28 protein-coding genes are annotated in these 22,440 nt (G+C 71.9%); 17 read left to right on the top strand and 11 right to left on the bottom strand.

Features of this window, described 5'->3' with window-relative positions:
- Positions 1 to 9 precede the first annotated feature (9 nt).
- The gene (locus tag KIS93_RS36385; protein WP_080043417.1) at positions 10 to 678 is read left to right on the top strand and encodes a TenA family protein; all 669 of its coding nucleotides are present in this window, start codon (positions 10 to 12) and stop codon (positions 676 to 678) included.
- Here KIS93_RS36385 and KIS93_RS36380 read toward each other — a convergent pair.
- The 4 genes from KIS93_RS36380 to KIS93_RS36365 form a co-directional block, all read right to left on the bottom strand.
- Complete coding sequence (locus KIS93_RS36380) at positions 667 to 2,790, bottom strand: carbon starvation CstA family protein (RefSeq protein ID WP_080043418.1); 2,124 nt, start codon at positions 2,788 to 2,790, stop codon at positions 667 to 669. The two genes, KIS93_RS36385 and KIS93_RS36380, sit on opposite strands and share 12 nt — an antisense overlap.
- Positions 2,791 to 2,793: 3 nt before the next feature.
- Entirely contained in the window at positions 2,794 to 3,135 is a 342-nt protein-coding gene (locus KIS93_RS36375; protein ID WP_080043419.1) for a hypothetical protein, read from the bottom strand.
- 93 nt (positions 3,136 to 3,228) lie between these two features.
- Positions 3,229 to 3,879 (bottom strand): response regulator, encoded by a 651-nt coding sequence (locus tag KIS93_RS36370; RefSeq protein WP_080043420.1) that lies wholly within the window; start codon positions 3,877 to 3,879, stop codon positions 3,229 to 3,231.
- A gap of 37 nt (positions 3,880 to 3,916) precedes the next feature.
- Positions 3,917 to 5,026 (bottom strand): sensor histidine kinase, encoded by a 1,110-nt coding sequence (locus KIS93_RS36365; protein WP_222107710.1) that lies wholly within the window; start codon positions 5,024 to 5,026, stop codon positions 3,917 to 3,919.
- A gap of 159 nt (positions 5,027 to 5,185) precedes the next feature.
- Here KIS93_RS36365 and KIS93_RS36360 point away from each other — a divergent pair, with 159 nt between their 5' ends.
- The 7 genes from KIS93_RS36360 (at position 5,186) to KIS93_RS36330 (ending at position 11,567) form a co-directional block, all read left to right on the top strand.
- Entirely contained in the window at positions 5,186 to 7,195 is a 2,010-nt protein-coding gene (locus KIS93_RS36360) for a GxGYxYP domain-containing protein (RefSeq protein WP_222107709.1), read from the top strand.
- Positions 7,196 to 7,336: 141 nt separating this feature from the next.
- Positions 7,337 to 7,972, top strand: coding sequence for a LysE family translocator (locus KIS93_RS36355; RefSeq protein WP_080043422.1), 636 nt, complete (start codon positions 7,337 to 7,339; stop codon positions 7,970 to 7,972).
- A gap of 101 nt (positions 7,973 to 8,073) precedes the next feature.
- A complete protein-coding gene (locus KIS93_RS36350) occupies positions 8,074 to 8,535 on the top strand; it encodes a GNAT family N-acetyltransferase (RefSeq protein ID WP_080043423.1) in 462 nt (153 codons plus the stop codon).
- Between the two features lie 65 nt (positions 8,536 to 8,600).
- Positions 8,601 to 9,332 carry a UMP kinase gene (pyrH, locus tag KIS93_RS36345; RefSeq protein ID WP_080043424.1) on the top strand — a complete coding sequence of 244 codons (732 nt, stop codon included), beginning with the start codon at positions 8,601 to 8,603 and terminating at the stop codon, positions 9,330 to 9,332.
- Positions 9,329 to 10,297, top strand: a complete 969-nt coding sequence (locus KIS93_RS36340; protein ID WP_080043425.1) for a CehA/McbA family metallohydrolase — start codon at positions 9,329 to 9,331, stop codon at positions 10,295 to 10,297. Before pyrH ends, KIS93_RS36340 begins: the two co-directional genes overlap by 4 nt.
- A gap of 86 nt (positions 10,298 to 10,383) precedes the next feature.
- On the top strand, positions 10,384 to 10,785 hold the full coding sequence (locus KIS93_RS36335; RefSeq protein WP_080043426.1) for a Cpe/LpqF family protein: 402 nt from the start codon (positions 10,384 to 10,386) through the stop codon (positions 10,783 to 10,785).
- Positions 10,786 to 10,805: 20 nt separating this feature from the next.
- Positions 10,806 to 11,567 carry an alpha/beta fold hydrolase gene (locus tag KIS93_RS36330; RefSeq protein WP_186404605.1) on the top strand — a complete coding sequence of 254 codons (762 nt, stop codon included), beginning with the start codon at positions 10,806 to 10,808 and terminating at the stop codon, positions 11,565 to 11,567.
- A 1-nt stretch (position 11,568) separates the two neighbouring features.
- Here the strand turns inward: KIS93_RS36330 and KIS93_RS36325 are convergent, their stop codons facing one another.
- Entirely contained in the window at positions 11,569 to 11,964 is a 396-nt protein-coding gene (locus KIS93_RS36325; protein ID WP_080043428.1) for a VOC family protein, read from the bottom strand.
- 68 nt (positions 11,965 to 12,032) lie between these two features.
- Between KIS93_RS36325 and KIS93_RS36320 the strand changes: the two genes are divergently transcribed.
- The 3 genes from KIS93_RS36320 to KIS93_RS36310 are packed head-to-tail and all read left to right on the top strand — an operon-like array spanning position 12,033 to position 14,355.
- A complete protein-coding gene (locus KIS93_RS36320; protein ID WP_080043429.1) occupies positions 12,033 to 12,470 on the top strand; it encodes a MarR family winged helix-turn-helix transcriptional regulator in 438 nt (145 codons plus the stop codon).
- Positions 12,467 to 13,303 (top strand): alpha/beta fold hydrolase, encoded by an 837-nt coding sequence (locus KIS93_RS36315; RefSeq protein WP_186404604.1) that lies wholly within the window; start codon positions 12,467 to 12,469, stop codon positions 13,301 to 13,303. Before KIS93_RS36320 ends, KIS93_RS36315 begins: the two co-directional genes overlap by 4 nt.
- A gap of 56 nt (positions 13,304 to 13,359) precedes the next feature.
- On the top strand, positions 13,360 to 14,355 hold the full coding sequence (locus KIS93_RS36310) for an endonuclease/exonuclease/phosphatase family protein (RefSeq protein ID WP_230465632.1): 996 nt from the start codon (positions 13,360 to 13,362) through the stop codon (positions 14,353 to 14,355).
- 77 nt (positions 14,356 to 14,432) lie between these two features.
- Here the strand turns inward: KIS93_RS36310 and KIS93_RS67710 are convergent, their stop codons facing one another.
- Positions 14,433 to 15,242, bottom strand: coding sequence for a helix-turn-helix domain-containing protein (locus KIS93_RS67710; protein WP_080043432.1), 810 nt, complete (start codon positions 15,240 to 15,242; stop codon positions 14,433 to 14,435).
- A gap of 64 nt (positions 15,243 to 15,306) precedes the next feature.
- Here KIS93_RS67710 and KIS93_RS36300 point away from each other — a divergent pair, with 64 nt between their 5' ends.
- The 4 genes from KIS93_RS36300 (at position 15,307) to KIS93_RS36285 (ending at position 18,485) form a co-directional block, all read left to right on the top strand.
- The gene (locus KIS93_RS36300) at positions 15,307 to 15,717 is read left to right on the top strand and encodes a nuclear transport factor 2 family protein (RefSeq protein ID WP_080043433.1); all 411 of its coding nucleotides are present in this window, start codon (positions 15,307 to 15,309) and stop codon (positions 15,715 to 15,717) included.
- Between the two features lie 35 nt (positions 15,718 to 15,752).
- Positions 15,753 to 16,319: a helix-turn-helix domain-containing protein gene (locus KIS93_RS36295; protein ID WP_080047305.1), complete on the top strand. Its 567-nt coding sequence runs from the start codon at positions 15,753 to 15,755 to the stop codon at positions 16,317 to 16,319.
- Between the two features lie 83 nt (positions 16,320 to 16,402).
- Positions 16,403 to 17,671 carry an MFS transporter gene (locus tag KIS93_RS36290; protein ID WP_222107707.1) on the top strand — a complete coding sequence of 423 codons (1,269 nt, stop codon included), beginning with the start codon at positions 16,403 to 16,405 and terminating at the stop codon, positions 17,669 to 17,671.
- Positions 17,672 to 17,681: 10 nt separating this feature from the next.
- Entirely contained in the window at positions 17,682 to 18,485 is an 804-nt protein-coding gene (locus tag KIS93_RS36285; RefSeq protein WP_222107706.1) for a class I SAM-dependent methyltransferase, read from the top strand.
- 244 nt (positions 18,486 to 18,729) lie between these two features.
- Here the strand turns inward: KIS93_RS36285 and KIS93_RS36280 are convergent, their stop codons facing one another.
- The gene (locus KIS93_RS36280; protein WP_080047306.1) at positions 18,730 to 19,077 is read right to left on the bottom strand and encodes a hypothetical protein; all 348 of its coding nucleotides are present in this window, start codon (positions 19,075 to 19,077) and stop codon (positions 18,730 to 18,732) included.
- A gap of 201 nt (positions 19,078 to 19,278) precedes the next feature.
- Between KIS93_RS36280 and KIS93_RS36275 the strand changes: the two genes are divergently transcribed.
- The gene (locus KIS93_RS36275; protein ID WP_080043436.1) at positions 19,279 to 20,004 is read left to right on the top strand and encodes a VOC family protein; all 726 of its coding nucleotides are present in this window, start codon (positions 19,279 to 19,281) and stop codon (positions 20,002 to 20,004) included.
- A 208-nt stretch (positions 20,005 to 20,212) separates the two neighbouring features.
- On the opposite strand, the gene KIS93_RS36270 is transcribed toward KIS93_RS36275, so the two are convergent.
- Positions 20,213 to 20,491, bottom strand: coding sequence for a hypothetical protein (locus KIS93_RS36270; RefSeq protein ID WP_080043437.1), 279 nt, complete (start codon positions 20,489 to 20,491; stop codon positions 20,213 to 20,215).
- A gap of 144 nt (positions 20,492 to 20,635) precedes the next feature.
- On the opposite strand from KIS93_RS36270, the gene KIS93_RS36265 reads away from it, so the two are divergent.
- Positions 20,636 to 20,815 carry a hypothetical protein gene (locus tag KIS93_RS36265; RefSeq protein WP_155128652.1) on the top strand — a complete coding sequence of 60 codons (180 nt, stop codon included), beginning with the start codon at positions 20,636 to 20,638 and terminating at the stop codon, positions 20,813 to 20,815.
- A 63-nt stretch (positions 20,816 to 20,878) separates the two neighbouring features.
- Here KIS93_RS36265 and KIS93_RS36260 read toward each other — a convergent pair whose 3' ends face one another.
- From KIS93_RS36260 to KIS93_RS63690, 3 genes are all read right to left on the bottom strand, one after another.
- Positions 20,879 to 21,307 (bottom strand): nuclear transport factor 2 family protein, encoded by a 429-nt coding sequence (locus tag KIS93_RS36260; RefSeq protein WP_080043438.1) that lies wholly within the window; start codon positions 21,305 to 21,307, stop codon positions 20,879 to 20,881.
- Between the two features lie 155 nt (positions 21,308 to 21,462).
- Entirely contained in the window at positions 21,463 to 21,744 is a 282-nt protein-coding gene (locus tag KIS93_RS69195) for an NUDIX hydrolase (RefSeq protein ID WP_222107705.1), read from the bottom strand.
- Positions 21,734 to 22,042: an NUDIX hydrolase gene (locus KIS93_RS63690; protein ID WP_222107704.1), complete on the bottom strand. Its 309-nt coding sequence runs from the start codon at positions 22,040 to 22,042 to the stop codon at positions 21,734 to 21,736. Before KIS93_RS63690 ends, KIS93_RS69195 begins: the two co-directional genes overlap by 11 nt.
- Positions 22,043 to 22,440: the final 398 nt, after the last annotated feature.

The raw sequence follows: 22,440 nt of genomic DNA, 5'->3' as shown, positions 1-22,440 counted from the left end.
GGGCCCACCATGTTCTGCGACGACGTCCGGCAGCGGACGGCCGAGCTGATGCGCGCCATCCACGAGCACCCCTTCATCACCGCGCTCGGCGACGGCACCCTCGACCCGGGCCGGTTCGGCTTCTACATCGCCCAGGACGCCCGCTACCTGGAGGCGTTCTCCAAGGCCCTGGCCACGGCGTCGGCGCGGGCCACGGATCCGGGCGAGGCGGCGTTCTGGGCGCAGAGCGCGCACACCGCGCTGGCCGCCGAGCGCATGCAGCACGCCGGGTACATCGAGGAGCTGGGCGTGGAGGGCTTCGACGCCTCGCCCACGTGCCTGGCGTACGCGTCCTACCTCCAGGCCACCGCGCTGACGGCGCCCTACCCGGTGATCGCGGCGGCGGTGCTGCCGTGCTTCTGGATCTACCAGGACGTCGGCACGGCGCTGCTGGAGCGCGTCGGCGACACCGGCGGCCACCCGTACGGCAAGTGGATCTCCACCTACGCCGACCCGGGCTTCGCGGCCTCCGTGGAGCAGGCCAAGGCGATCGCCGACCGGCTCGCCGCCACCGCCGGGCCCGATCTGCGCGCGGCGATGGCGCAGGCGTACTGCCGGGCGGCGGCGTACGAGTGGATGTTCTGGGACAGCGCGTGGCACCGCGAGACCTGGCCGACCCAGCGGTGGCTATCCGCTTGAGGAGGCTCTGGCCATCATCTCCTTCTCCTCGCGGGTGGCGATGAGCCCGGCCGGGGCGTAGATCTTCGACTCCTCGAACGGCTCCTCCGTGCTGGGCAGCGGCTCCCGCGCCCGGATCGCCGTGACCCACACGCGGGCGGCGTCGAGGATGACCACGATGATCAGGAGCGCGAACAGCGCCGCCAGCACGCCGTCGACGGTGGAGTTGAGCACGATCTGCTGCATCGCGCCGGTCGTCTTGGCCGGCGGGAGGAGCTGCCCCTGGTCGAGCGCGGCCTGGTAGCGGTCGCGCTGGGCGAAGAAGCCGAGCGTCGGGTCGGGCGAGAACACCTTCTGGTAGCTGGCGGTCAGCGTGACCGCCGCGTCCCAGGCCAGCGGCACGCCCGTCACCCACGCCCATTTGAGCCGGCCGCTCTTGATCAGCAGCGTCGTGGCCACGGTGAGCGCGACGGCGGCGAGGAGCTGGTTGGCGATGCCGAACAGCGGGAAGAGCTGGTTGATGCCGCCGAGCGGGTCGTTGACGCCCTGGTAGAGGAAGTATCCCCAGGCGGCCACGACCACGGCGCTGGTCGCGACCAGGCCGGGCCACCAGCTCACCCGGGAGATCGGCCGCCACAGGTTGCCCAGCGTGTCCTGGAGCATGAAGCGGCCCACCCGCGTGCCGGCGTCCACGGTGGTGAGGATGAACAGCGCCTCGAACATGATCGCGAAGTGGTACCAGAACGCCTGCAGCGCCGTGCCGCCGAGGAAGCCGGAGAAGATCTGCGAGATGCCCACGGCCAGCGTGGGCGCGCCGCCCGTTCTCGCGATCAGCGTCTGCTCCTGCACGGCCGCCGCGGCGGCCTGGAGGTCCTGCGGCGTGATGACGAAGCCCATGTTCGTGACCGCCGCGGCGGCGCTCTGCACGGTGGGGCCGAGCACGCCGGCCGGGGAGTTCATCGCGAAGTACAGGCCGGGCGTCAGCACGCAGGCCGCCGTGATCGCCATGACCGCCACGAACGACTCCATGAGCATGGAGCCGTAGCCGATCATGCGGACCTGGGTCTCCTTCTGGATCATCTTCGGCGTCGTGCCGGACGAGATCAGCGAGTGGAACCCGGACAGCGCCCCGCACGCGATGATGATGAACACGAACGGGAACAGCGACCCCGCGAACACCGGCCCCTTGCCGTTGAAGGCGAAGTCGGTGAAGGCCGTGGTGCGCAGCGGCGGCGCGGTGATCGCGATGCCGATGGCGATCAGCACGATCGTGCCGATCTTCATGAACGTCGAGAGATAGTCGCGCGGCGCCAGCAGCATCCACACGGGCAGCACCGCCGCCACGAACCCGTACGCGATCAGCCACAGCGCCAGCGCCGACGGCGTCAGCGTGAAGAACGGCGCCCAGCTCGACCCCTGCACCCAGCCGCCCGCCACGATCGCGAGAAGCAGCAGCGCGACCCCGATGACGGTCGTCTCGACGACCCGGCCCGGCCGGATCACCCGCAGGTAGAAGCCCATGAACAGGGCGATCGGGATGGTCATCGCGATCGAGAAGACACCCCACGGCGACTTCGCCAGCGCGTTGACCACGACCAGCGCCAGCACCGCCAGCAGAATGATCATGATGGCGAACACCGCGACCAGCGCCGCCGCCCCGCCCACCGGCCCGATCTCCTCGCGGGCCATCTGCCCGAGGCTGCGGCCGTTGCGGCGCATGGAGAAGAACAGGACCACCATGTCCTGCACCGCTCCCGCGAAGATCACGCCCGCGATGATCCAGATGGTGCCGGGCAGGTACCCCATCTGCGCCGCCAGCACCGGCCCCACCAGCGGCCCCGCCCCCGCGATGGCCGCGAAGTGGTGGCCGAACAGGATCCGGCGGTCGGTCGGCTGGTAGTCGATGCCGTTGTCCAGCCGCTCGGCCGGAGTCGCCCTGCGGTCGTCGGCACCCAGCACCTTGCGCACGATGAACCGGGCATAGAACCGGTAGGCGATGGCGTACGAGCCGAGCGCGGCGCACAGCAGCCACACCGCGTTGACGTTCTCGCCCCTCGACAGGGCCAGCACCGCCCAGCCCACGGCGCCGACGACGGCCACCGCCGTCCAGATGATGATGGAACGCAGCTTCACCCGTTACCTCCCCTGCAGAGAGCCGTCTATGGGGCGCCCCAGGCAGCAGCGCAGACCGGCGTCCGGCGGCAGATCGGAGACGAAGCGCCGCCAGCGCCACAGCGGGCGGCAGTCGACCGTGACGGGCAGGCCGGTGAGGTGCACCCAGGCGGTCGGGTGGGCGTACACCAGCCCGGACCGCCCCAGCGGGCGGGCCCTGCGGGGCAGCCTGGCGCGGCGCACCGCCCTGACCGAGAACTCCCCCGCGTCCGCGCAGCAAAGACCGGTCACGTGCCAGTCGAAGAAGACCACTTCTCCGTCGCGGAGTGCTTCACGGGCTGCGGAAGTGAGCGTGATACGGGACATCTGTGGCTCCTGAGGACCAGGCAGCTCAGAATCAACCCGGGCCTACCCACCGTAATCGCTTCCGAAACGGCACCGGCCGATGTGCGGCTGCCCCTAACGGACCAGGCGGCTCTCCCACGCCCAGGCGACGATCTCGACCCGGTTGCGCATCCCGAGCTTGGTCATGACCGACGACACGTGCCCCTTCACGGTGCTGAGCGAGATGCACAGCTCGGCGGCGATCTCCTGGTTGGTGCGCCCCCTGGCGATCGCGCGCACGACCTCGGTCTCGCGCTCCGACAGCGGTTGCGCGGGCGCGCGGGCGGGCCTGCGCGCGGTGGCCGTGACGTGGCGCAACAACCGGAGCGTGACCGACGGCGAGATCAGCGCGTCACCGGCGTGCGCGGCCCTGACCGCCTCGACGAGCAGCTCGGGCCCGGCGTCCTTCAGTACGAAGCCGGCCGCGCCGCCCCGGAGCGCGCCGTAGACGTACTCGTCGAGGTCGAACGTGGTGACCACGATCACCCGCAGCGGGTCGCGGGCCTCGGGGCCGGCCAGGGCGGCGGTGACCTCGATGCCGTCCATGCGGGGCATCTGCACGTCCACGAGGCACACGTCGGGGCGCAGCCGGCGCGCCAGCGCGACCGCTTCCACGCCGTCGCCCGCCTCGGCGATCACGCGGAGGTCCGGCTGGTCCTCCAGGATGAGGCGCAGGCAGCTCCGGATCATGGGCTGGTCGTCCGCCAGCAGCACCGTGATGCTCATGACCGCCCCACCCGCTCGGCCCGCAGTCCCATGACGCTCATCCCCGCACCACCCGCTCGGGCAGGGGCAGGGTGGCGTGCACGGTCCAGCCGCCCTCCGGGCGCGGGCCGGCCGTCAGCCGTCCGCCCAGCGCCTCGACGCGTTCGCGCATCCCGACCAGCCCGTACCCGCCGCCCAGCCGGCCGCGGGTGCGATGCGGCGGCGGGGCGTCGTCCGTCACCTCCACCACCAGCTCCTGCTCCTCCTGCGTGACGCTGACGACCACGGCTTCGACCTCGGGCGCGTGCCGCGAGACGTTCGTGAGCGACTCCTGGACCACCCGGTAGACGGTCCCGGCCACCTCGGACGGCCACGCGGGCTCCCCGTCGGGCAGCCGCAGGGTCACCGGAGGCCCGCTGAACCGGGCGACCAGCTCCCCGAGCCGCTCGGCGGGCCCGAACGCGGCCCGCCCGCCGCGCTCGCGCAGCAGCCCGACGACGCGCCGGGTGGCGGCGAGGGCGTCGGAGCCGGCGGCCTCGATGTCGGCGAGCGACCCGGCCACCCGCTCGGGGTCCTTGCGGGCGACGAGCCGCGCGGCCTGGGCCTGGAGCACCACGCAGGTGACGTGGTGGGCGACGACGTCGTGCAGCTCCCTGGCCAGCTCCAGCCGTTCCGACTGGCGTACCCGCTCCTCGGCGGCGGCACGGCGGCGTGCCAGGAGCCGGGGCCCCAGGCCGCCGGCGAGGGCGGCGAGCCAGGCGCCGACGTTCAGGACGAGGACGGAGGAGTGCGGCGACCCGGAGAGCTGGCTGGCGAGCGCGACCGCGAGCCCGCCGGTTCCGACGCCGGCGGCCTGGGGCAGCGGGAGCGTCCTGAAGGCGGAGCCGACCAGCACGGACAGGCCGAGCGCCGTCCCGGGGCCAGGCTCGGCGGGCAGGTCGTGGAGGCGGGCGACGAGGATGGCCACGGCGGCGACGGCCAGGCCCGCGACGGCCGCGGGGAGCCGGGCGCGGCGGCGTACGAGGGCGAGGGCGCACACCACCGCGCCCGCCGCGCACCCGAAGATCCAGTAGCCGCCGCCCCAGCTGTCGGCGACCTGGTGGGCCCAGAAGGCGAGCACCACCGCGCACGCGACGCCGGTCCCGGCGGCCTGCCACCACTCCCGCACCTCTCCGACCCTAGGAGGCGGGGCGGTGGCGCGGCACCGGCCGAAAGTACGGTTCGGCGCGCGCCGTTTTACGGCATGGACAACATCCGGTCACGTTGTTACGTTCGCAGTCAGCAGATGACAACGCTGTCATTCCTGGTCTCCCCCCGACGAGGAGCAGTGAACGCCGATGGTGTCCCGACGTACCTTCCTGCGGGCCAACGCCGTGGTCCTCGCGGCCGGCGGGCTCGGGGTCAGCCTCCCCGCCCAGGCCGCCACCGCCGCGACCCCCTCCTGCCCGGCTTCGGCCGCCCGTCCCGCCTCGACTTCGCCGACGTCAGCACCCTGCACGGCGACGACCAGTTACTCCTGACCACCCTCCAGGGCGTCGTCAACCGCCGCGACCCGCGCCTGTACTTCAACTACAACCCCGAGGGCTACGACACCGCCTGGCTCGACAGCACCGGCGCCCGCGTCACCCGCCACGACCGGCCGCTCGACCTGATCGCCCGCTACCGGGGCGAGGCCCGCGGCGCGATCCTGCACGACCCGGCCGTCCCCGACTCGGTGAACGTCGCCACCACCCTGGCCGGCCTGGAGAACGCCGTGGCCGCCACCGCCGAGCAGGCCGCCGAGCACGGCTTCAAGGTCATCACCGACCTGCGCGGCCGCTTCGATCCCGACGACGTGCCGGCCACCTACCGCTGGCAGCTCGACCACCTCTTCCCCCGCTGCACGAAAGCCCTGCTCAGCGGCCTGCCGCCGACCAGGACCGTCAAGGTCGACAACGTCCAGTGGCGCGAGGTCGCCAGGGAGAGCGAGCGGATCAGGGACTCCTCCAACCGGCAGGTCCGCACGTTCGACCTCAGCCAGGAGCTGTCCGGCCAGGACGGCGTCTACCTGCGCTTCCAGGACTCCCTGGGCGACGACGGCTGGGGCGCCTCCGTCGGCTCCGTCACGGTCAAGGCCGACGGGACGACCATCGCCTCGTTCACGCCCGGCACCGACGCCGAGACCCCGTACCTCTTCGACGGCCTCAACTCCGCCCTCGGCGGGGACTCCAACCGGTTCGCCGACGGCGGCAACTACTTCATCTACCGCTTCACCGCCCCCGCCGGCACGCGGCAGCTGCTCGTCGAGGTGGACCTGTGGAACCAGTTCCTGGTCACCGCCACCACCACCGCGCCCACCCGCGTCGAGCCCTTCCCGTACTTCCGCGACTACACCGTGGCCATGCGCGCCATGGTGTTCTGGCTGCCGCCCAGCGGCGCGACCGGCGCGCTGCTGGACGAGATCCTGGGCAAGGTCAAGCCGACGACGCCGTACGCGGGCTGGTTCTCCAACGACGTGGCCGGCGAGTGGGGTGGGGTCGACCGGGCCTCGCAGCACGCGGTCGAGGTGGTGCCCGCCGACTACTACATGAACGCCACCGTGCACGCGGGCGTGCCGGCCAAGATCTCCGACCGCGTACGCCCGGTGCCGCGCGCCACCCTGCGCAACCGCGTCTACCTCACGCTCACCGTCGGCGAGGGCGACAACATCCAGTACTGCCAGCGCCGGATGCGCCAGATCTGGGACGACCCCGCGCGCGGCCGGGTGCCCACCAACTGGACGGTCAGCCCGCTGCTGGCCGACATCGGGCCCGCCCTGCTCGCCTACTACCAGCGCACGGCCACGGAGCACGACCTGCTGATCGCGGGCCCGTCCGGCGCCGGCTACACCTACCCGGGGTCGTGGCCCCAGAACGCCCTCGACGCCTACACCGCACTGACCGGCCGGTTCCTGCGCCGCACGGGGATGAACCTCGTCTACGCCTACAACCATCGCAACGCGGCCGGCGACGGCTGGGTGGCCTTCGACGAGCGGATCGCGGCCTCGTACCGGAAGAACACGCCGCTGCGGGGCATCATCCAGTCGTGGGAGACCGGCGACCTGCAAGCCGCTCCGGCCGGGCTGCCCGTCATCGGGAACTTCTCGCCGCAGGGCAAGGCGCAGGAGTACCGGGACACGCTGGTCAAGCACATCGAGGGGTGGGACGGGGCGCGGCCGCTGTTCATCGCCGGGGCGGTCAACGCCTGGAACTGGGCGCCGAGCGACATCGCGGAGCTGGGCACGTTGCTGGGGGACCCGTTCGAGATCGTCCGCGGCGACACCTTCTTCAAGCTGCTCGCCCAGTCCATGAACCCCTGATTCCTGCTCTTGGAGGCGCCGATGCCGGCCGAGCTGCGCGACGGCGGCGGAGCGGTATCGGCGCTTCCCGCCCCTTGAGAGTGTGGTGCTGAGGGCTCCCCCGTAGATCCGCAATGTAGGACAACGTGGGAAAATCCGGATATGCCGATCGACCCCCACCTCCTTGCCCTCTTCACCGTCACCACGATCATCGCCATGATCACCCCGGGGCCGGACATGCTGTTCGTGCTGGGCTGCGGGATGCGCGGCGGCCCCCGGGCCGGCCTGCTCGCCACCGCGGGCGTCGCCACCAGCGAGGCCATCCACGTCGCCGTGGCCGCCGCGGGCCTCGCGGCGCTCTTCGAGGCGGTGCCGATCGCCTTCACCGTCGTCCGGATCGTCGGCGCCGCGTACCTGATCTACCTGGGCGTCCAGGCCATCCGCAACCGCGACGACAGCCCGCTGGAGGTCGCGGTGGGCGGCGGCAGCATGTCGGGGCGCCGGGCGTACCTGAGCGGGCTGATGACGAACCTGCTCAACCCCAAGATGGTCACCTTCACCATCGCGTTCCTCCCGCAGTTCATCAACCCGAGCCTCGGCCAGGTGTGGCTGCAGTTCGCGATCCTCGGAGTCATCCTGATCGCCATGGAGTTCGTGGTGGACGGGGCGGTCGGCGTCCTCGCGGGCCGCATCGGCGGCTGGCTGCGCCACCGCCGCGCCGCCCGCCGCCGCATCGACGTCGCCACGGGCGGCATCTTCGTCGGGCTCGGCGTGAAACTGGCCCTGGAACAACGGTGACGCTCTGAAAACGGTGACGGCGCCGCGCTGAAAATGAGTGGCGCCGGATCCCCCGGTAAGGGTGCACTGGAGCGACCGTCCCCTCACAAGATTGCCGCACCATGCCTGAGCTGCGCCTCGCCCGCATCACCCCGGCCAACATCGACACGGCACTCGCCGTGAAGGTCCGCCCCGACCAGGAGCACTTCGTCTCGCCGGTGGCGAAGTCGCTGGCTGAGGCGTACGTCCACGGAGAGACCGCGTGGCCGCGCCTCATCCTCGACGAGGACGGCACCGCCGTCGGCTTCCTCATGACCTTCCTCGACATCGACTGGAACGGCAAGGGGGTCGACTTCCGTTCCGGGCTGTGGCGCCTCAACGTGGTGCCGGACGCGCAGGGGCGCGGCGTGGGCCGGTTCGCGGTCTCATCGGTGGCCGACGAGCTGCGGCGGCGCGGCGTCACCCGCATGTACGTGACCTGGCATCCGGGCGACGACGGGCCGGAGGGCTTCTACCGCAAGCTCGGCTTCGAGCTCACCGGGGAGACGAGCGGCGGCCAGACGGTCGGCGTGCTGCACCTGTAGGGCTGGGCGGCCGAGCCGTATCCTTGGCCGGGTCGCCGAACGCGCGGCCCCGAAGGGATGGCGGGATGCGTCGTTACTCACGTGTCGTGGTCAAGCTCAGCGGCGAGGCCCTCTCGGGCGAGAGCGGCTGGGGCACCGACCCGGCGAGCCTGGCCCAGCTCGCCGACGAGATCCTGTCCGTCCATGACCTCGGCGTGCAGATCGCCGTGGTGATCGGCGGCGGCAACTACTTCCGCGGCCGCATGGCGGACGGCTGGGGCATCGGCCGGGCCGAGGCCGACAACATCGGCATGCTGGGCACGGTCATGAACGCTCTGATGCTGCGCGGCGTCCTGACCGCCCGCTCCGACACCGACGTCCGGGTCATGACGGCCATGCCCATGCAGAGCGTGGCCGAGCCGTTCATCCGGCTGCGCGCCGACCGGCACCTGCGCCGCGACCTCATCGTGCTGCTCGCCGGCGGCATCGGCCAGCCGTACGTCACCACCGACTACCCGGCCGTGCAGCGAGCCCTGGAACTCGACGCGGACGCCCTGCTGGTGGCCAAGCGCGGCGTGGACGGCGTGTACGACACCGACCCGAACCTCAACCCTGACGCCAAGCGCTACACGAACCTCACCTACCGGGAGGCGCTGGCGGCCGGGGTGCGGGTCATGGACGAGAGCGCGTTCGTCCTCGCGAACGAGCAGGGCCTGCGCATGCACGTGTTCGACGTCGCCGCCAGGGGCGTGATGCGGGCCATCTGCGAGGGCGAGGACATCGGCACCCGCATCACCGTCGACGCCCCCGGCTCATGAGAGCGGGCCGCCGCTGGTACCGGGGCGACTGCCACGTCCACTCGCTGCGCTCGCAAGGCGCGGACCAGACGCCGGCGCAGCTCGTGGCCGCCGCCCGCGCCGCCGGGCTCGACTTCATCGCCGTCACCGAGCACAACACCGCCGCCGCGTACGACGAGTGGCGCGCGCTGGCCGGCGACGACCTGCTGGTGATCCCCGGCCAGGAGGTCGTCACCGGCACCGGCCACTGGCTGGCCCTCGGCCTGGCCCCCGGCCAGGAGGTGGAGTGGCGTTACGGCGTCCGCGACGACGCTGTGCACCGGCACCTGGACGAGGTCCGCCGCTCCGGCGGGCTGTGCGTGGCGGCCCACCCGTACGCGCCGTACCCGTCCGGGACGTTCATGTACCCGTACGAGGGGTTCGACGCGGTGGAGGTCTGGAACGGCCAGTGGACCTCCGACCTGCCCTGGAACGCCGACAACGAGGCCGCACTGGCCGAATGGGGCCGCACCCTGGCCCACGACGTGCACCGCGGCTCGTGGCGCCCCGCGATCGGCAACAGCGACGCCCACCTGGAGGGCCAGCTCGGCACCCCTCACACCGTCGCCCTGGCCGACGAGCCGAGCACCCCGGCCCTGCTCACCGCCCTCCGCACCGGCCGCACCTGGATCGCCGCCGCCACCACCATCGACCTGACCTTCGAGGCCCACACCGCCGTCTCCTCCACGCCCGCCGGCATCGGCGAACGCCTGGAGACGGGCGGCGAGCCGGTCGTGGTGCAGCTGGAGGTGCACGGCGTCCCCTCCGGCACCGTCACCTTCCACACCGAACGCGGCACCACCCACCGCGCACCGCTGCCCGCCGACGGCGGCCCGGGCGTCGTGGAATGGCGGACGAGCGCGGCGGAGTCCCCGTTCGTCCGTGCCGAGATCCGCCACCCCACCGGCCACATGGCCGCCCTCACCAACCCGATCCTCCTGCGCTGACCCGGCGCCCGTCACTCGCGGGACGTTCTTGACGGCGCGGGTTGCTAGCATGCGCTTTCCCGAAAGTCGATCATCAGGAGTCCTCAGTGCGTTCTCTCTCGGCGTTAGCCGGCTTCATCGCTCTGCTCGCCGTCCTCGTGACGGGCTGCTCGGCCGGCGGCAGCGGCGGCGGTGAGAAGGCCGTGGCCGTCCCCGACAGCTCCGTCGGCAAGCAGCTGCAGTGGTACCTGGACGCGGTCAACCGCACGCCGATCCCGGACGGCGAGCTCAGCGAGCACCTCAGCGAGACCTTCCTCAAGGAGGTGCCGGCGGCGAAGTTCAACGAGCTGGCCAAGGACCTGGCCGGGCTCAAGCTGGAGGAGCTGAGCAGCACGAAGCCGACCGAGCTGGCCGGGGTGACGTCGATTCCGGCCGGGCAGAAGTACGACACGAAGATCTCCGTGGACGACGACGGCAAGATCGACTACTTGCTGCTCGAACCCAGATAGGTGCTCAGATGGCGACGGTCATGAACGGTCCCGTACCGATCATGACGGAGGACCACGGCGGTTCCGGGCAGGACGTGCTGCTCCTGCACGGCGGCGGCCGTACCCGTGCCGACTGGGAGCCGCTCGCCGGGCTGCTCGTGGGCGCCGGTTTCCGGCCGGTCTCCATGGACCTGCGCGGCCACGGCGAGTCCGGCGCCGCGCCGTGGTCGTGGCCGGCGGTGCTTGAGGACGTCGCGGCCGTCGCCGACGCGTACCAGCTGCACCGGCCGGTGGTCGTCGGGCACTCCCTGGGCGGCATGATCGCGGCCCTGTGGGCGGCGGAGCACCCGGAGTGCCGGCTCGCCGTGAACCTCGACGGCCACGGCAACCCGACCCGCCCCGGCCAGTTCGCCGGCCTGGACGCGAACGCGGCGGCCGGCGCCTGCCGGGAGATGACCGCGTTCCTGGCGGAGATGGGCCAGGGGCTGCCGGAGTCGTTCTTGCAGGTCATGCGGGAGATAGACGCGCTCGACCTCTTCCCGGTGTATCGGCGCGCCCGGTGCCCGCTGCTGGTGGTCAGCGGCGACGCGCCGGCCTTCGCCGCGGTGTTCCCCGACCGGCTGGTGCCGGCGTGGGAGGCGTACTGTGCGTGGACCCGGCGGGAGCTCGACGCGGTCACCCGCGAGTTCCCGCTGGTACGGCAGGCGTCCCTGCCGACGGGGCACGACCCGCACGTCGAAGCCCCCGAAACGGTGCTGCGCCTGCTCATGCAGCACCTCGCCCGCCCGGCGGCTCCGGCCTGAGTCAGGGGCGGGGGCGGGACAGCTCGGGGCGTTTGAGGTAGTCGGTGAAGCCGATCACGTTGCCCCACGGGTCGGCCACCTCGACGGCCCAGCCCGTACCGACCTCGAAGGGTGCGGCGAGCGGGCGGATGCCGCGTTCGCCCAGCTCAGCGGACACGGCGCGGGCGTCGGGGACTTCGAGCCACAGCCGCATCGCGGGCCCCGGCCCCGGCCGGCCCGCGCGGGCGTCGACGCGGACGAGGATGCCCGGCGCCTCCGCCCCCACCGAGAACAACGCGACCCCCTGCGCCTCCATCTCGAACTTCACCTTCAGGCCGAGCCCGTCGGCGTAGTACCGCCGGGCCGCGGCCAGGTCGCCCACGGGGATCAGCACGTTGTCGACGCCGAGGATGTCCATCCGCCCATTGAACACCCGCCCGCGAGCAGTAACTTGCCTTGGCTAAGTTAGAATGTTAAGTTGCGGACGTGGATCGCAACCTGAGCCTCAACCTCCATGTGCTGACCGCCCGCCTCGACCGGGCGGCCGACCGGATCCTGCGAGCCGAGCACAACCTGTCCTACAGCCGCTACCTGGCCCTCGTGCTGGTGGGCGAGCTGGGCGCCTCGACGCAGCGCACCCTCGCCGAATACCTCGGCGTGACCGAGCCGTCGGTGAGCCGCATGACAGGTGTGCTGGCGGCCGACGGCCTCCTCGACGTGCGGCCCGACCCCGCCGGGGGCAACCGCAGGCGGCTCAGCCTCACCGACCAGGGCAAGCGGCTGGTCGCCTCGATCCAGGAGGGGTTCGAGGGGCGGCTGGCCGAGTTGGTCGCGCGCAGCGGCATCCCCTACGACGAGTACGCCGAGCACACGGCCCGGCTGCTGGCCACCTTCGACCAATGGGAGCAGGAGAAGACGACATGAGCCACCCCCCGTCCTTACGTGAGCGCGCGGTCACCTCCGCCGACGGCACGACGATCGCCTACCGGACGACCGGCGACGGCCCCGGCCTCATCCTGGTGGGCGGCACGCTGCGCACCTGCGACGACTACCTGCCGCTGGCCCACGGGCTGGCGGGCTCGTTCACCGTCCACGTCGTCGAGCGGCGCGGGCGCGGCGCCAGCGGCCCCCAGGGCCCGCACTACACCCTGGCCGACGATGTCGAGGACGTCCTCGCCGTGCAGGCGGAGACCGGGGCGCGGCTCGCGTTCGGGCACAGCTACGGCGGGCTGGCCCTGCTGGAGACGGCGCGCACGCACCCGGTGTTCGAGCGGATCGTGGCGTGGGAGCCGGGGGTGCCCGTCGCGCCCGTCCCGACCGGGTGGATCCCGCGCTACCGCGAACTGCTGGCCGCCGGCGACCCTTACGGCGCGTTCGCGTGCTTCATCCGCGGCTCCGGCGGCGCTCCCGCCTTCATGACCAAGGTGCCCGGCTGGTACCTGCGGCTGGTGCTGCGCATGGCCTTCCACGGCGAGGCGTGGCGGCGGATGCTGCCCCTGCTGGAGTGCAACGCGGCCGAGCACGAGCAGATCGCCGCCCAGCACGGCCGGCTCGCCGGGTTCGCGGACGTGTCCGCCACGGTGCTGCTGCTCTGCGGCGGGCGGTCCAAGGCCGCCCACCGGGCCGAGTTCGCGACGCTGAGCGAGGTCCTGCCGCACGCCACCCTCGAAACCCTGCCCGGCCTCAACCACCTGAGCCCGTCGGAGCGCAAGGCGGCGCCGGCCATCGCCGGGCGAGCTCTGCGGTTCTTCCTGTGACGGCCTGATGCGATCATCGAGTCGATTCGCGTCAGGGGCAGGAGCGGGGGGTGCACGTGAGCGACGGCCTTGGGGCAGGTGAGGGGCGGGGCGTGCGGGGCCGGATCCTCGTCGTGGCCGCCGTGCTGGTGGCCGGGCTCCTGGCGTTCCACTCCGCCGTCCCCAACGTCGTCGGCAACCTCGGCAGCCTGCTGGAGACGTTCCTCCCCTGGCTCGGCCTGGTGGTGGCGGCGCTGCTCGTCCTGGCGCTGTGGCGGCGCTCGCCCGCCGCGATCATCGCGGCGGCCCTTCCGGCGGTGGTCTGGGGCGCGATGTTCGGCGGGTCCGTGTTCGGCGGGTCCGTGTTCGGAGGGTCCGTGTTCGGAGGGTCCGTGAGCGTCGCCGGCCCGGCGCCCGTCCTGACGGTGCTCCAGCACAATGTCGCCGACGACAATCCCGATCCAGCGGGTACGGCGCGCGCCCTGGCCGCCGCCGGAGCCGACCTCGCCGCCCTTGAGGAGCTGACCCCGGAGGCGCTGCCGGTCTACGAGGCCGCCCTCGCCCCCGAGCACCCGTACCACGTCGTCGCCGGCACGGTCGGGCTCTGGTCCCGGCATCCTCTCGCCGACGGCCGTCCTGTGGACATCAAGCCCAAGGGCATCACCGACGACTGGAACCGCGGGCTGCGCACCACCGTCCGCACCCCGTACGGTGACATAGCCGCATATGTCGCCCACCTCCCCTCGGTCCGCATCCGTCCCCAGGACGGCTTCGGCACCGCCTGGCGCGACGAGAGCGCCGTCGCGCTCGGCGCCGCGCTCGCCACCGAGCGGCTGGAGCGGATCGTCCTGCTGGGCGACCTCAACGGCACCCTGCACGACCGCGGCCTGTCCCCGCTCACCTCCCGCCTGACCCCGGCGCGGGCCGGGTTCGACTTCACGTGGCCGGCCGCCTTCCCGCTCGCCCGGATCGACCACGTCATGGCCCGCGGCGCGGCCCCGTACGACACCTGGGCCCTGCCCGCGACCGGCAGCGACCACCTCCCGACCGCGGCCCGCCTGCGGCTCGGCTGAGCCCGGTCACCACGCCCACGCGAGGCCGTCCCCCACGTGAGGCCGTCCACTCACCTCGCCCACGCGAGACCATCCACTCACCGCCCCCACGCGAGGCCGTCCACCGCCAGCCAGGGCTGGCCCACCGCGGTCGCGGGCGTCATCGCCGTGAACGCCACGAAGTCCCGGTGCAGGTGCGACTGGTCGACGTACCCGCTGTCGGCCGCCACCCCGGCCGCGCCCTCGCCGGCGGCCAGGCGGTGGGCGGCGTGGTCGAAGCGGACCAGCCGCGCGGCCCGCTTGGGCGCGAGCCCAATCTGCGACAGGAACCGCGACCACAGCCGCTTGCGGCTCCACCCGACCTCCGCCGCCAGCGCCTCCACCCGCGCCCGGCCCCGGCTGCGCACGATCCGGCCCCACACCCAGGCCACCTCAGGGTCCACGCCCGGCCCCGCCTGCGCCTTGCGTGCCACCAGGGCCTCCGCCAGCGCGAAGCGGTCGTGCCAGGAGGTGGCGTCGCCGAGCCGCTGCCGCAGCCGGGCCGCGTCCCGTCCCCACAGGTCGTCGAGAGGGACCACGGTCCGGTCGAGCGCAACCGGGGAGGCGCCCAGCACGGCCCGCGCGACCAGCGGCGACAGGCGTACCTGCACACACTCCACCCCGGCGCCGCGCACGCGGAGATCGCGGTGCAGGAACCCGGCCACCAGGTCGCCCCGCCGCTGCCGCCCGGTGGCGCGATCCACGACGAGCGGCCCGTTCCCGAACTCCAGCACCAGCGTGAGCGCCGGATGCGGCACCACCCGCACATCGACGGACCCCGCGCTGCGGAACCCGGCCATGCACACACCCGCCACCCGGCCCGGCCCCGGGGGCCTGACGACGTCCCACCCCGCCACGGCGGATCGCATGACCCCATGCTAGAAGGAACATTTCTCCAAGACTCGGGCGCGCGGCGGCGGCGACAGTCACGACATGAGCCTCGACATCATCCAGAACGCGCTCCAGGCGCTCGCCAGCAACGACCCCGACCGCGTCGCCGCCGTGCTCACCGAGGACGCCGAATGGCTCTCGCCCCCGGGCAACGCCACCGCCGCCGCCCTCGGCGCGACCCACCACATGGTGGGCAGGAAGGCGATCGTCCGCTTCTTCACCGAGGACTTCCCCCGCCTCTTCGCCCGCGACGTCGCCCTGTCCGTGCACGGGTTCCACACCGACGGCGTGCGGGCGACCACGGAGGCGACCCTGTCGGCGACGCTCGCCGACGGCACCCCTTACAGCAACGACTACTGCTTCGTCTTCGAGCTCCGGGGCGAGCTGATCCACCGGGTCCGCGAGTACGTGGACACGGCGCGCGGCCACCGCCTGGTCTTCGGTCAGACGTAGTTACACAAGAGCTCTTGTGCATCTACGCTGAGATCATGCCGACCGACCGCTCCAGGCGCGAGATCCGCGACTCCAAGGTGCTCGCCGCCATGTCCCACCCGCTGCGGCGGCGCCTGCTCGACATCCTGCGCGTCGACGGCCCCGCGACGGCCTCCGCTCTGTCGGCCAAGACCGGCCAGGCCGTCGGCAACATCAGCCACCACCTCAAGGTCCTCGCCGCGAGCGAGCTGGTGGAGGAGGTGCCCGAGCTGGCCCGCGACCGCCGCGAGCGCTGGTGGCGCCGGTCGCCGGGCGTCCTGAGCTGGTCGCCCTCGGACTTCCCCGACGACCCCGTGGCGGCCGCCGCCGAGTCGCTGCTGCTCGACCGGCAGGCCGGCCTGGTCAGGCAGTGGTTCGCCGAGCGGGAGAGCTATCCGGAGGAGTGGCGGCGGGCGGCGTTCACGGCCGACCACTGGGCGCGGCTGTCGGTCGCCGAGCTGGCCGAGCTGGAGGAGCGGATCCTCGCCCTGCTGGCGCCGCTGGCCGACCGCGAGGTGCCCGACGACGGGCAGGAGCGCCGGCTCGTCTTCCTGTCGGTACGCGCCGTCCCGGGCAACCCGTGACCCCGGCACCGCCGGTCATCCGCACCGTGCCGGCAACCCGTCACGACGGCACCATCGGTCATCCGCACCGTCCCGGACCGGCCGTGAGTGCGGCGCCGGCCGTGCGGGGCTCCCGGCTGCCGCGGGACTTCCGGCTCTTGTGGGCCGGTGAGACGGCCAGCATGCTCGGCGGCTCCGTAGCCGCCGTGGCGCTCCCGTTGGTCGCCGTGGTGACGCTGCAGGCCGGCACCCTCGCCGTCGGCCTGCTGACCGCCGCCGCCTGGCTCCCCTGGCTGGTGATCGGCCTGCCCGCCGGCGCGTGGGTGGACCGCCTGCGCAAGCGGCCGGTGATGCTGGCGTGCGACGTCGTCTCGATGGCGGCGTTCGCGAGCGTGCCGGTCGCGGCGTGGCTCGGCGGCCTCACGATGGCGCACCTGCTCGTGGCGGCCACGGCCGGCGGGGCGGCGAAGGTGTTCTTCACGCTCGCCTACCGGGCGTACCTGCCCGTCCTGGTGGGCGGCGAGCGGCTCCTGGACGCCAACACCAAGCTCCAGGGCAGCGAGTCGGCGGCGCAGATCGCCGGACCCGGCCTGGCGGGCCTGCTCGCGCAGGCGTTCGGAGCGGTGAGCGGCGTCCTGGCCGACGCGGTCAGCTTCGGCGTCTCCGCCCTGTGCCTGCGCTCCGTCCGTACGCGCGAGCCCCGTCCCCCCGCCCCGGCCGAGCGGCGGCTGCTCAAGGAGATCCTGGACGGGGTGCGGTTCGTCGTCCCCGACCCGTACCTGCGCCCGCTCACCCTCTTCAGCGCCCTGTCGAACATCGCCCTGATGGGCTACCACTCGATCCAGGTCGTGTTCCTCGCCCGGGAGCTCGGCGCCGGCGCGGGGCAGGTGGGCGTGGTGCTGGCGCTGGCCGGCGCGGGCGGCCTGCTCGGCGCGGCCCTGGCCGGCCGGGTCGCCGCGCGGTTCGGCACGGCCCGCGGGTTCCTGCTGTGCGAGGCGTTCGCGGCGCCGATGATGCTGCTCGGGCCGGTCGGCGACGGCGGCGCGGGCCTGGCCTTCTTCACCGCGTCGGGCTTCTGCACCGGCGCGGGCGTCGTCGCCTCGAACATCCTGACCAGCACCTTTCGCCAGAGTTACTGCCCGCCTGAGCTGTTCGCCCGGATCACCGCGAGCACGTCGGCGCTCAACTACGGCGCCATCCCCCTTGGCGCGCTGCTCGGCGGCACGCTGGGCGAGGCGCTCGGCGTCCGGGAGACCATGTGGCTGATGGCCTGCGTCCAGCTCGGCGCCCTCGCCGTCCTCCTGCTCAGCCCGATCCGCCGCGCACGCGACTTCCCTTTTATCCGCTCGCCCCGCCCGACACCGGACAAATAGAGTGCCCACCGTGACGGACGAGGTCTACCGCTACAACATGGAGCGCTGGGAAGCCCTGGTCGAGGCCGACGCGCTGTTCACCCGCCCGATGCTCGACCTCGACGCGGAGCGGTCCCGCGCCTACCTGGGCCTGGAACGCCTGGGCGTCCCCAGCGACCTGACCGGCCGCAGGGTGCTGTGCCTGGCGAGCGGCGGCGGGCAGCAGTCGGTGGCGTTCGCGCTGCTCGGAGCCGACGTGACGGTCTTCGACATCTCTCCCGGGCAGCTCGAACGGGACCGCCTGGCCGCCGAGCACCACGGCGTCGACCTCCGCACCGTCCAGGGCGACATGCGCGACCTGTCGGCGTTCGACGAGTCGTCGTTCGAGCTGGTCTGGCACCCGTACTCGCTGACCTTCGTCCCCGACTCCCGCGTCGTCTTCCACCAGGTCGCCCGGGTCGTCGAGCCGGACGGCCACTACTACCTGATGTGCGCCAACCCGTTCTTCTCCGGCCTCACCCACCACGCGTGGAACGGCGAAGGCTACACACTCACGCAGCCCTACACGGACGAGGCCACCACCTCCTACCCCGACCAGGACTGGGTCTACGACCGCCACCCGTCCGGCCACCACATCCAGGAGCCCAGGGAATACCGGCAGACGCTCGGCCGCATCGTCAACGGCCTCATCGGCGAAGGCTTCGTCCTGACACAGCTGTCCGAGGTCCGCGGCGACTATCCGGACGCGGAGCCGGGCAGCTGGGCGCATTTCACGGGGGTGGCTCCGCCGTGGCTGGAATTCGTCTGGCAATACCGTCCCGGCCTCCTGCGCTAACGCGAGGCCGACTCGTCCCCACCGCCTGCGGGTCCGCGCTCAGGGATGGTGGCTGGCCACCCCGTCCACCACCCCGGACGCCGTCCTGCGGGTGCTCGCCGAAGACCCCCGGCCCGCCGTGGCCGGCCAGGCCCTGGCGAACCTCGCGAGTCGGGGAACGCCTTAGACCTGCCGGACGCTGCTCAGGAAGAGGAACGACTGACGCCTGCCGGACGCTGCTCAGGCAGGCGTTGCCCGCAGGGCGCTACTTCCACAGGTAGTCGTAGCGCGGCGCGGCCGGCGCGATGACCACCTCGCCATCGCGCACCTGCCACTCGAACTGGCCGTCCGTCTCGTGGAAGGCGAGGAAGAGGCCGCAGACCCGGTCACCGTCCGCGTCGGCGGGCAGCGCCGCGATCCTCCGCAGCTGATCGAGCAGGTCGTCCACGTCACTCGCCCGCACGGCCCTGGCGTAACAGGCGGCGTCGAGCCAGCCGCCCGCGGGAAAGGCCCATCCCTCGGCGTCCCGCTCCCGGATCACCCGCTCCGCCTCGGCCCGCTGCCCATGACCGTGGAACTCCAGCCAGCCCCGTACATAAACCCAGGTCCCCATGACGCCATGATGCCGCCCACCGAGGAGCACCCTGCCCCGCCCCGACCACCGGGAAAACCTGTGGAGGATCGGGACCGAACCTGCCAGCATGATCGGCACTGCCCTGCTTCACCCGGCGGCCCGCAAGCGAGCGAGCACCCACGCCGGAGCACCGAACAGCAGACAAGGCAGGACAAGACAGGACAGGAGGTGCGGAGCGGAGTGACTTCTCGCCTTGTCGCGCTCTGTTTCGACGCGCACGACCCGCAGGGCCTGGCCCGCTTCTGGGCAGGCGTCCTCGGCTGGGAGCTCGCCGACGATCCTCACGAGGGCTTCACGCTCCTGCCGAACGACGACACGGGCTTCCGGATCCGGTTCCTGCCGTCGCAGGAGCCGAAGCTCGGCCCGAACCAGATGCACTTCGACCTGACGAGCACGTCCCTTGAGGACCAGCGGCAGACGGTCGCGCGGGCGCTCGCGCTCGGCGCCCGCCACCTCGACATCGGCCAGGGCCCGGACGCCGAGCACGTCGTGCTCGGCGACCCGGAGGGCAACGAGTTCTGCGTCATCGAGCCGGGCAACAAGTTCCTGGCCGAGTGCGGGTTCATCGGCGCGCTCGCGTCCGACGGCTCGCAGGCGGTCGGCTACTTCTGGAGCAAGGCGCTGAACTGGCCGCTGGTGTGGGATCAGGACGAAGAGACCGCGATCCGCTCACCGCACGGCGGCCCGAAGATCACCTGGGGCGGCCCGCCGCTGGAGCCGAAGCTGGGCAAGAAGTACCGCCTGCACTTCGACCTCGCCCCACCACCCGGCGAGGATCAGCAGGCGGAGGTGGACCGCCTCATCTCCCTGGGCGCGACGCGCGTCGACATCGGCCAGGGGGACGTCGACTGGGTGGTCATGGCCGACCCCGACGGCCACGAGTTCTGCGTCCTGCCCCCGCAGTGAGGCCGGCGGCGCTACTCCTCAAAGAGCCGCCAGAGCAGAGCATCTTGCCCGGCTGCAGGACATGCCCGTGTTCGAGCGGAATCCAGAAACACTCGAACCGGATCGCTGTGATCCACGTGACGAAAAACGAGCAGCCGCCCGTCCGGGACGATGTAACAAAGGACTTTCCCGCTGACGGCCTTCTCAGGCACGGCCTCTCCTCCTCGCATCACCGCTCGGGCCGCCGCCGACGGAGGACCGCCAGCAGGACACCGGTCGGCGTCACAAGCGCGATGAGCATCATGAAGAACAGCGCATCGATGCGGATGTCCATCTGGGGCTGATAGGTCACCATGTACCACTCTTCCAGCGCCGCGAGAAACCAGACCACCGCCGGCAGCAGCAGGTAGAAGGACCGGAACCGGGTACGGCGCAGAACCACGGACAGCACCACGAAGACCATTCCGCCCAGCGCCAGGAGCAAGGGCTGGTAGAGCATCCCGATCATGCAGCCATCTCCAGGTCCCGCTCGCGATCACCAGCAATCACCGGAAGCCGCCGATCAGGCACTCCCCACCCATGACATCAGTCATACGGCACCGGTGACTACAACCTCTACAGCCGCACCCCCCTCACCCGCCATCGTTGGCCCATGGCGTGCAAGAAGAACTCCTCGAACCCCAACTGGACCCTCGGCATGGCCTGCGCCCTGCCCATCGGCATCGCCGTCGGCACGTCGTCCGACAGCCTCCCGCTCGGCATCGCCCTGGCGCTCTCCCTGGGGGTGGCGCTGGCCCACGGGATGGCGAAGAAGCCGGAGAACGAAAGCTGACATCCGGTCCACGTTGAACGGGCGGCGCCGTCCACCCAGCCAAAGGGTGGACGGCGCCGGAGGTCAGCCCCGCTTGGCCACGGGCCAGCCATGCCCCCAGCCGCCCTGCACCATCGTCTGGAACGCCCACCCGTCCTCGGTCCGTACGAGCAGGTCGACGTAGGACATGCTCTCGGTGCGGCCATCGACCGTCATGGTCGCCTCGGTCTCGACGACGACCAGGTTCTCGCTCACGAAGTGCGGCGTCCGCACCGACCGCAGGTCGAGCCCCGCCGTACCACCCCCCATGGCCTGCCGCATCGCCTCGACGTACTCCTCCCGCGTCCACTGCCGCACGGCCGCGCGCCCACCCGGCACGTCGGTGGCCAGGTTCATCGGAAAGACCGCCAGGTCGGCAAGCTGCTCAATCGCACCCTGCTCGGCCAGCGCGTCGTACTCCGCGAACCACGCCTCAACGCTCTTCAGATCCTCATCGCTCGGCTGGTACCCCAAGACCCCTCCCTTTCTCTTTCGTAACCGTACGCCGTACCGTACGCCATACGGCTGATGAACGCAACGCAGCAGCCAAGCCGTGCCGTCACCGGCGGAAAGCCGTCGAGCCCGCACTCCCCAAAGACATAGGCCGCTTCAGCCACCGCCCTCGCCTGCTACAACCCGTTCATGAGCTTCCGGACGAACCTATGCATGTGCGGGTCAAGAACCCCGATGGGCTCTTCGAGGATCTGCTGCGGAGCGAACCATCGAACGCCGGCGAACTCCCGCCGGTCGTAAGAAACGACCGTGTCGAGATCCAGCACGTACCAGAGGGAAACATCAGTGTGCGCGCCCTCGCCCCGAGTCCGCGCACAGGTGACGAAAAAGGGCCGCTCCCCGGCAACCCGGCCGGCCACAGCGGCGGCGTGCAACTCCTCCTGGCACTCACGGACCACGGTGTCCCAGGGGGTCCTCCCCCGGCTCCACGTGCCCACCACTCGGCAACCACAACCCCGCCTTACGGTGCGCCACCAGCAGCAGCTCACCGCCCCGGTTGCGCGCCACGAAGTAACTCACCAGGTGAGGATCGGGGACATCAGGCTTCCTGGTCCGATAGAGCGGCGCCCCACTGGAGATCCAGCTCAACACCTCAGCCTGCTGCCCGGCCTCCGTGTCGTCCCACGGCTCGACGCCCCGGACAAGCCGCATCAGGTACGCACGGGAGTCGGTGCTCGATGAGCCGTCGGCCAGCATAGAAAGAACCTACCGAGGCGGGACACCCAGAGCGGTGACAAGCCGTTTCGCGACGGGCCGTGCACGAGAACGGCATACGTTTCGCGTACAGGCGGACCGTGGGCCCTCCCCACCCCGCCCAGGCTATTACCGCCACTGGCACTATCTGCGGCGACGCAGAGCCACTCAGGCGAGCCAGACGATGGCGGGCAGGAGGATCAGCAGAACGACGAAGCCAGTCATCATCGCTCCATGGCTGGGCCACAGGATCGGCCGATCCACCATCTGCCATCGACCCGATGGAAGGGGGGAACCCGCCAAGCTCAAGGGACGGTGACGTCCGAACGTACATCGCTCACGGTCCATGTGGTGCGTACCAGGGCAATTTCACTTCTCGAAGACCTGGCTCTTGCCCGCGC

The sequence above is a fragment of the [Actinomadura] parvosata subsp. kistnae genome (genome assembly GCF_900323885.1).
GTDB lineage: Bacteria > Actinomycetota > Actinomycetes > Streptosporangiales > Streptosporangiaceae > Nonomuraea > Nonomuraea composti.
Note: the sequence above shows the minus strand (reverse complement) of the source record. Positions and strands in the feature narration are given on the sequence as shown.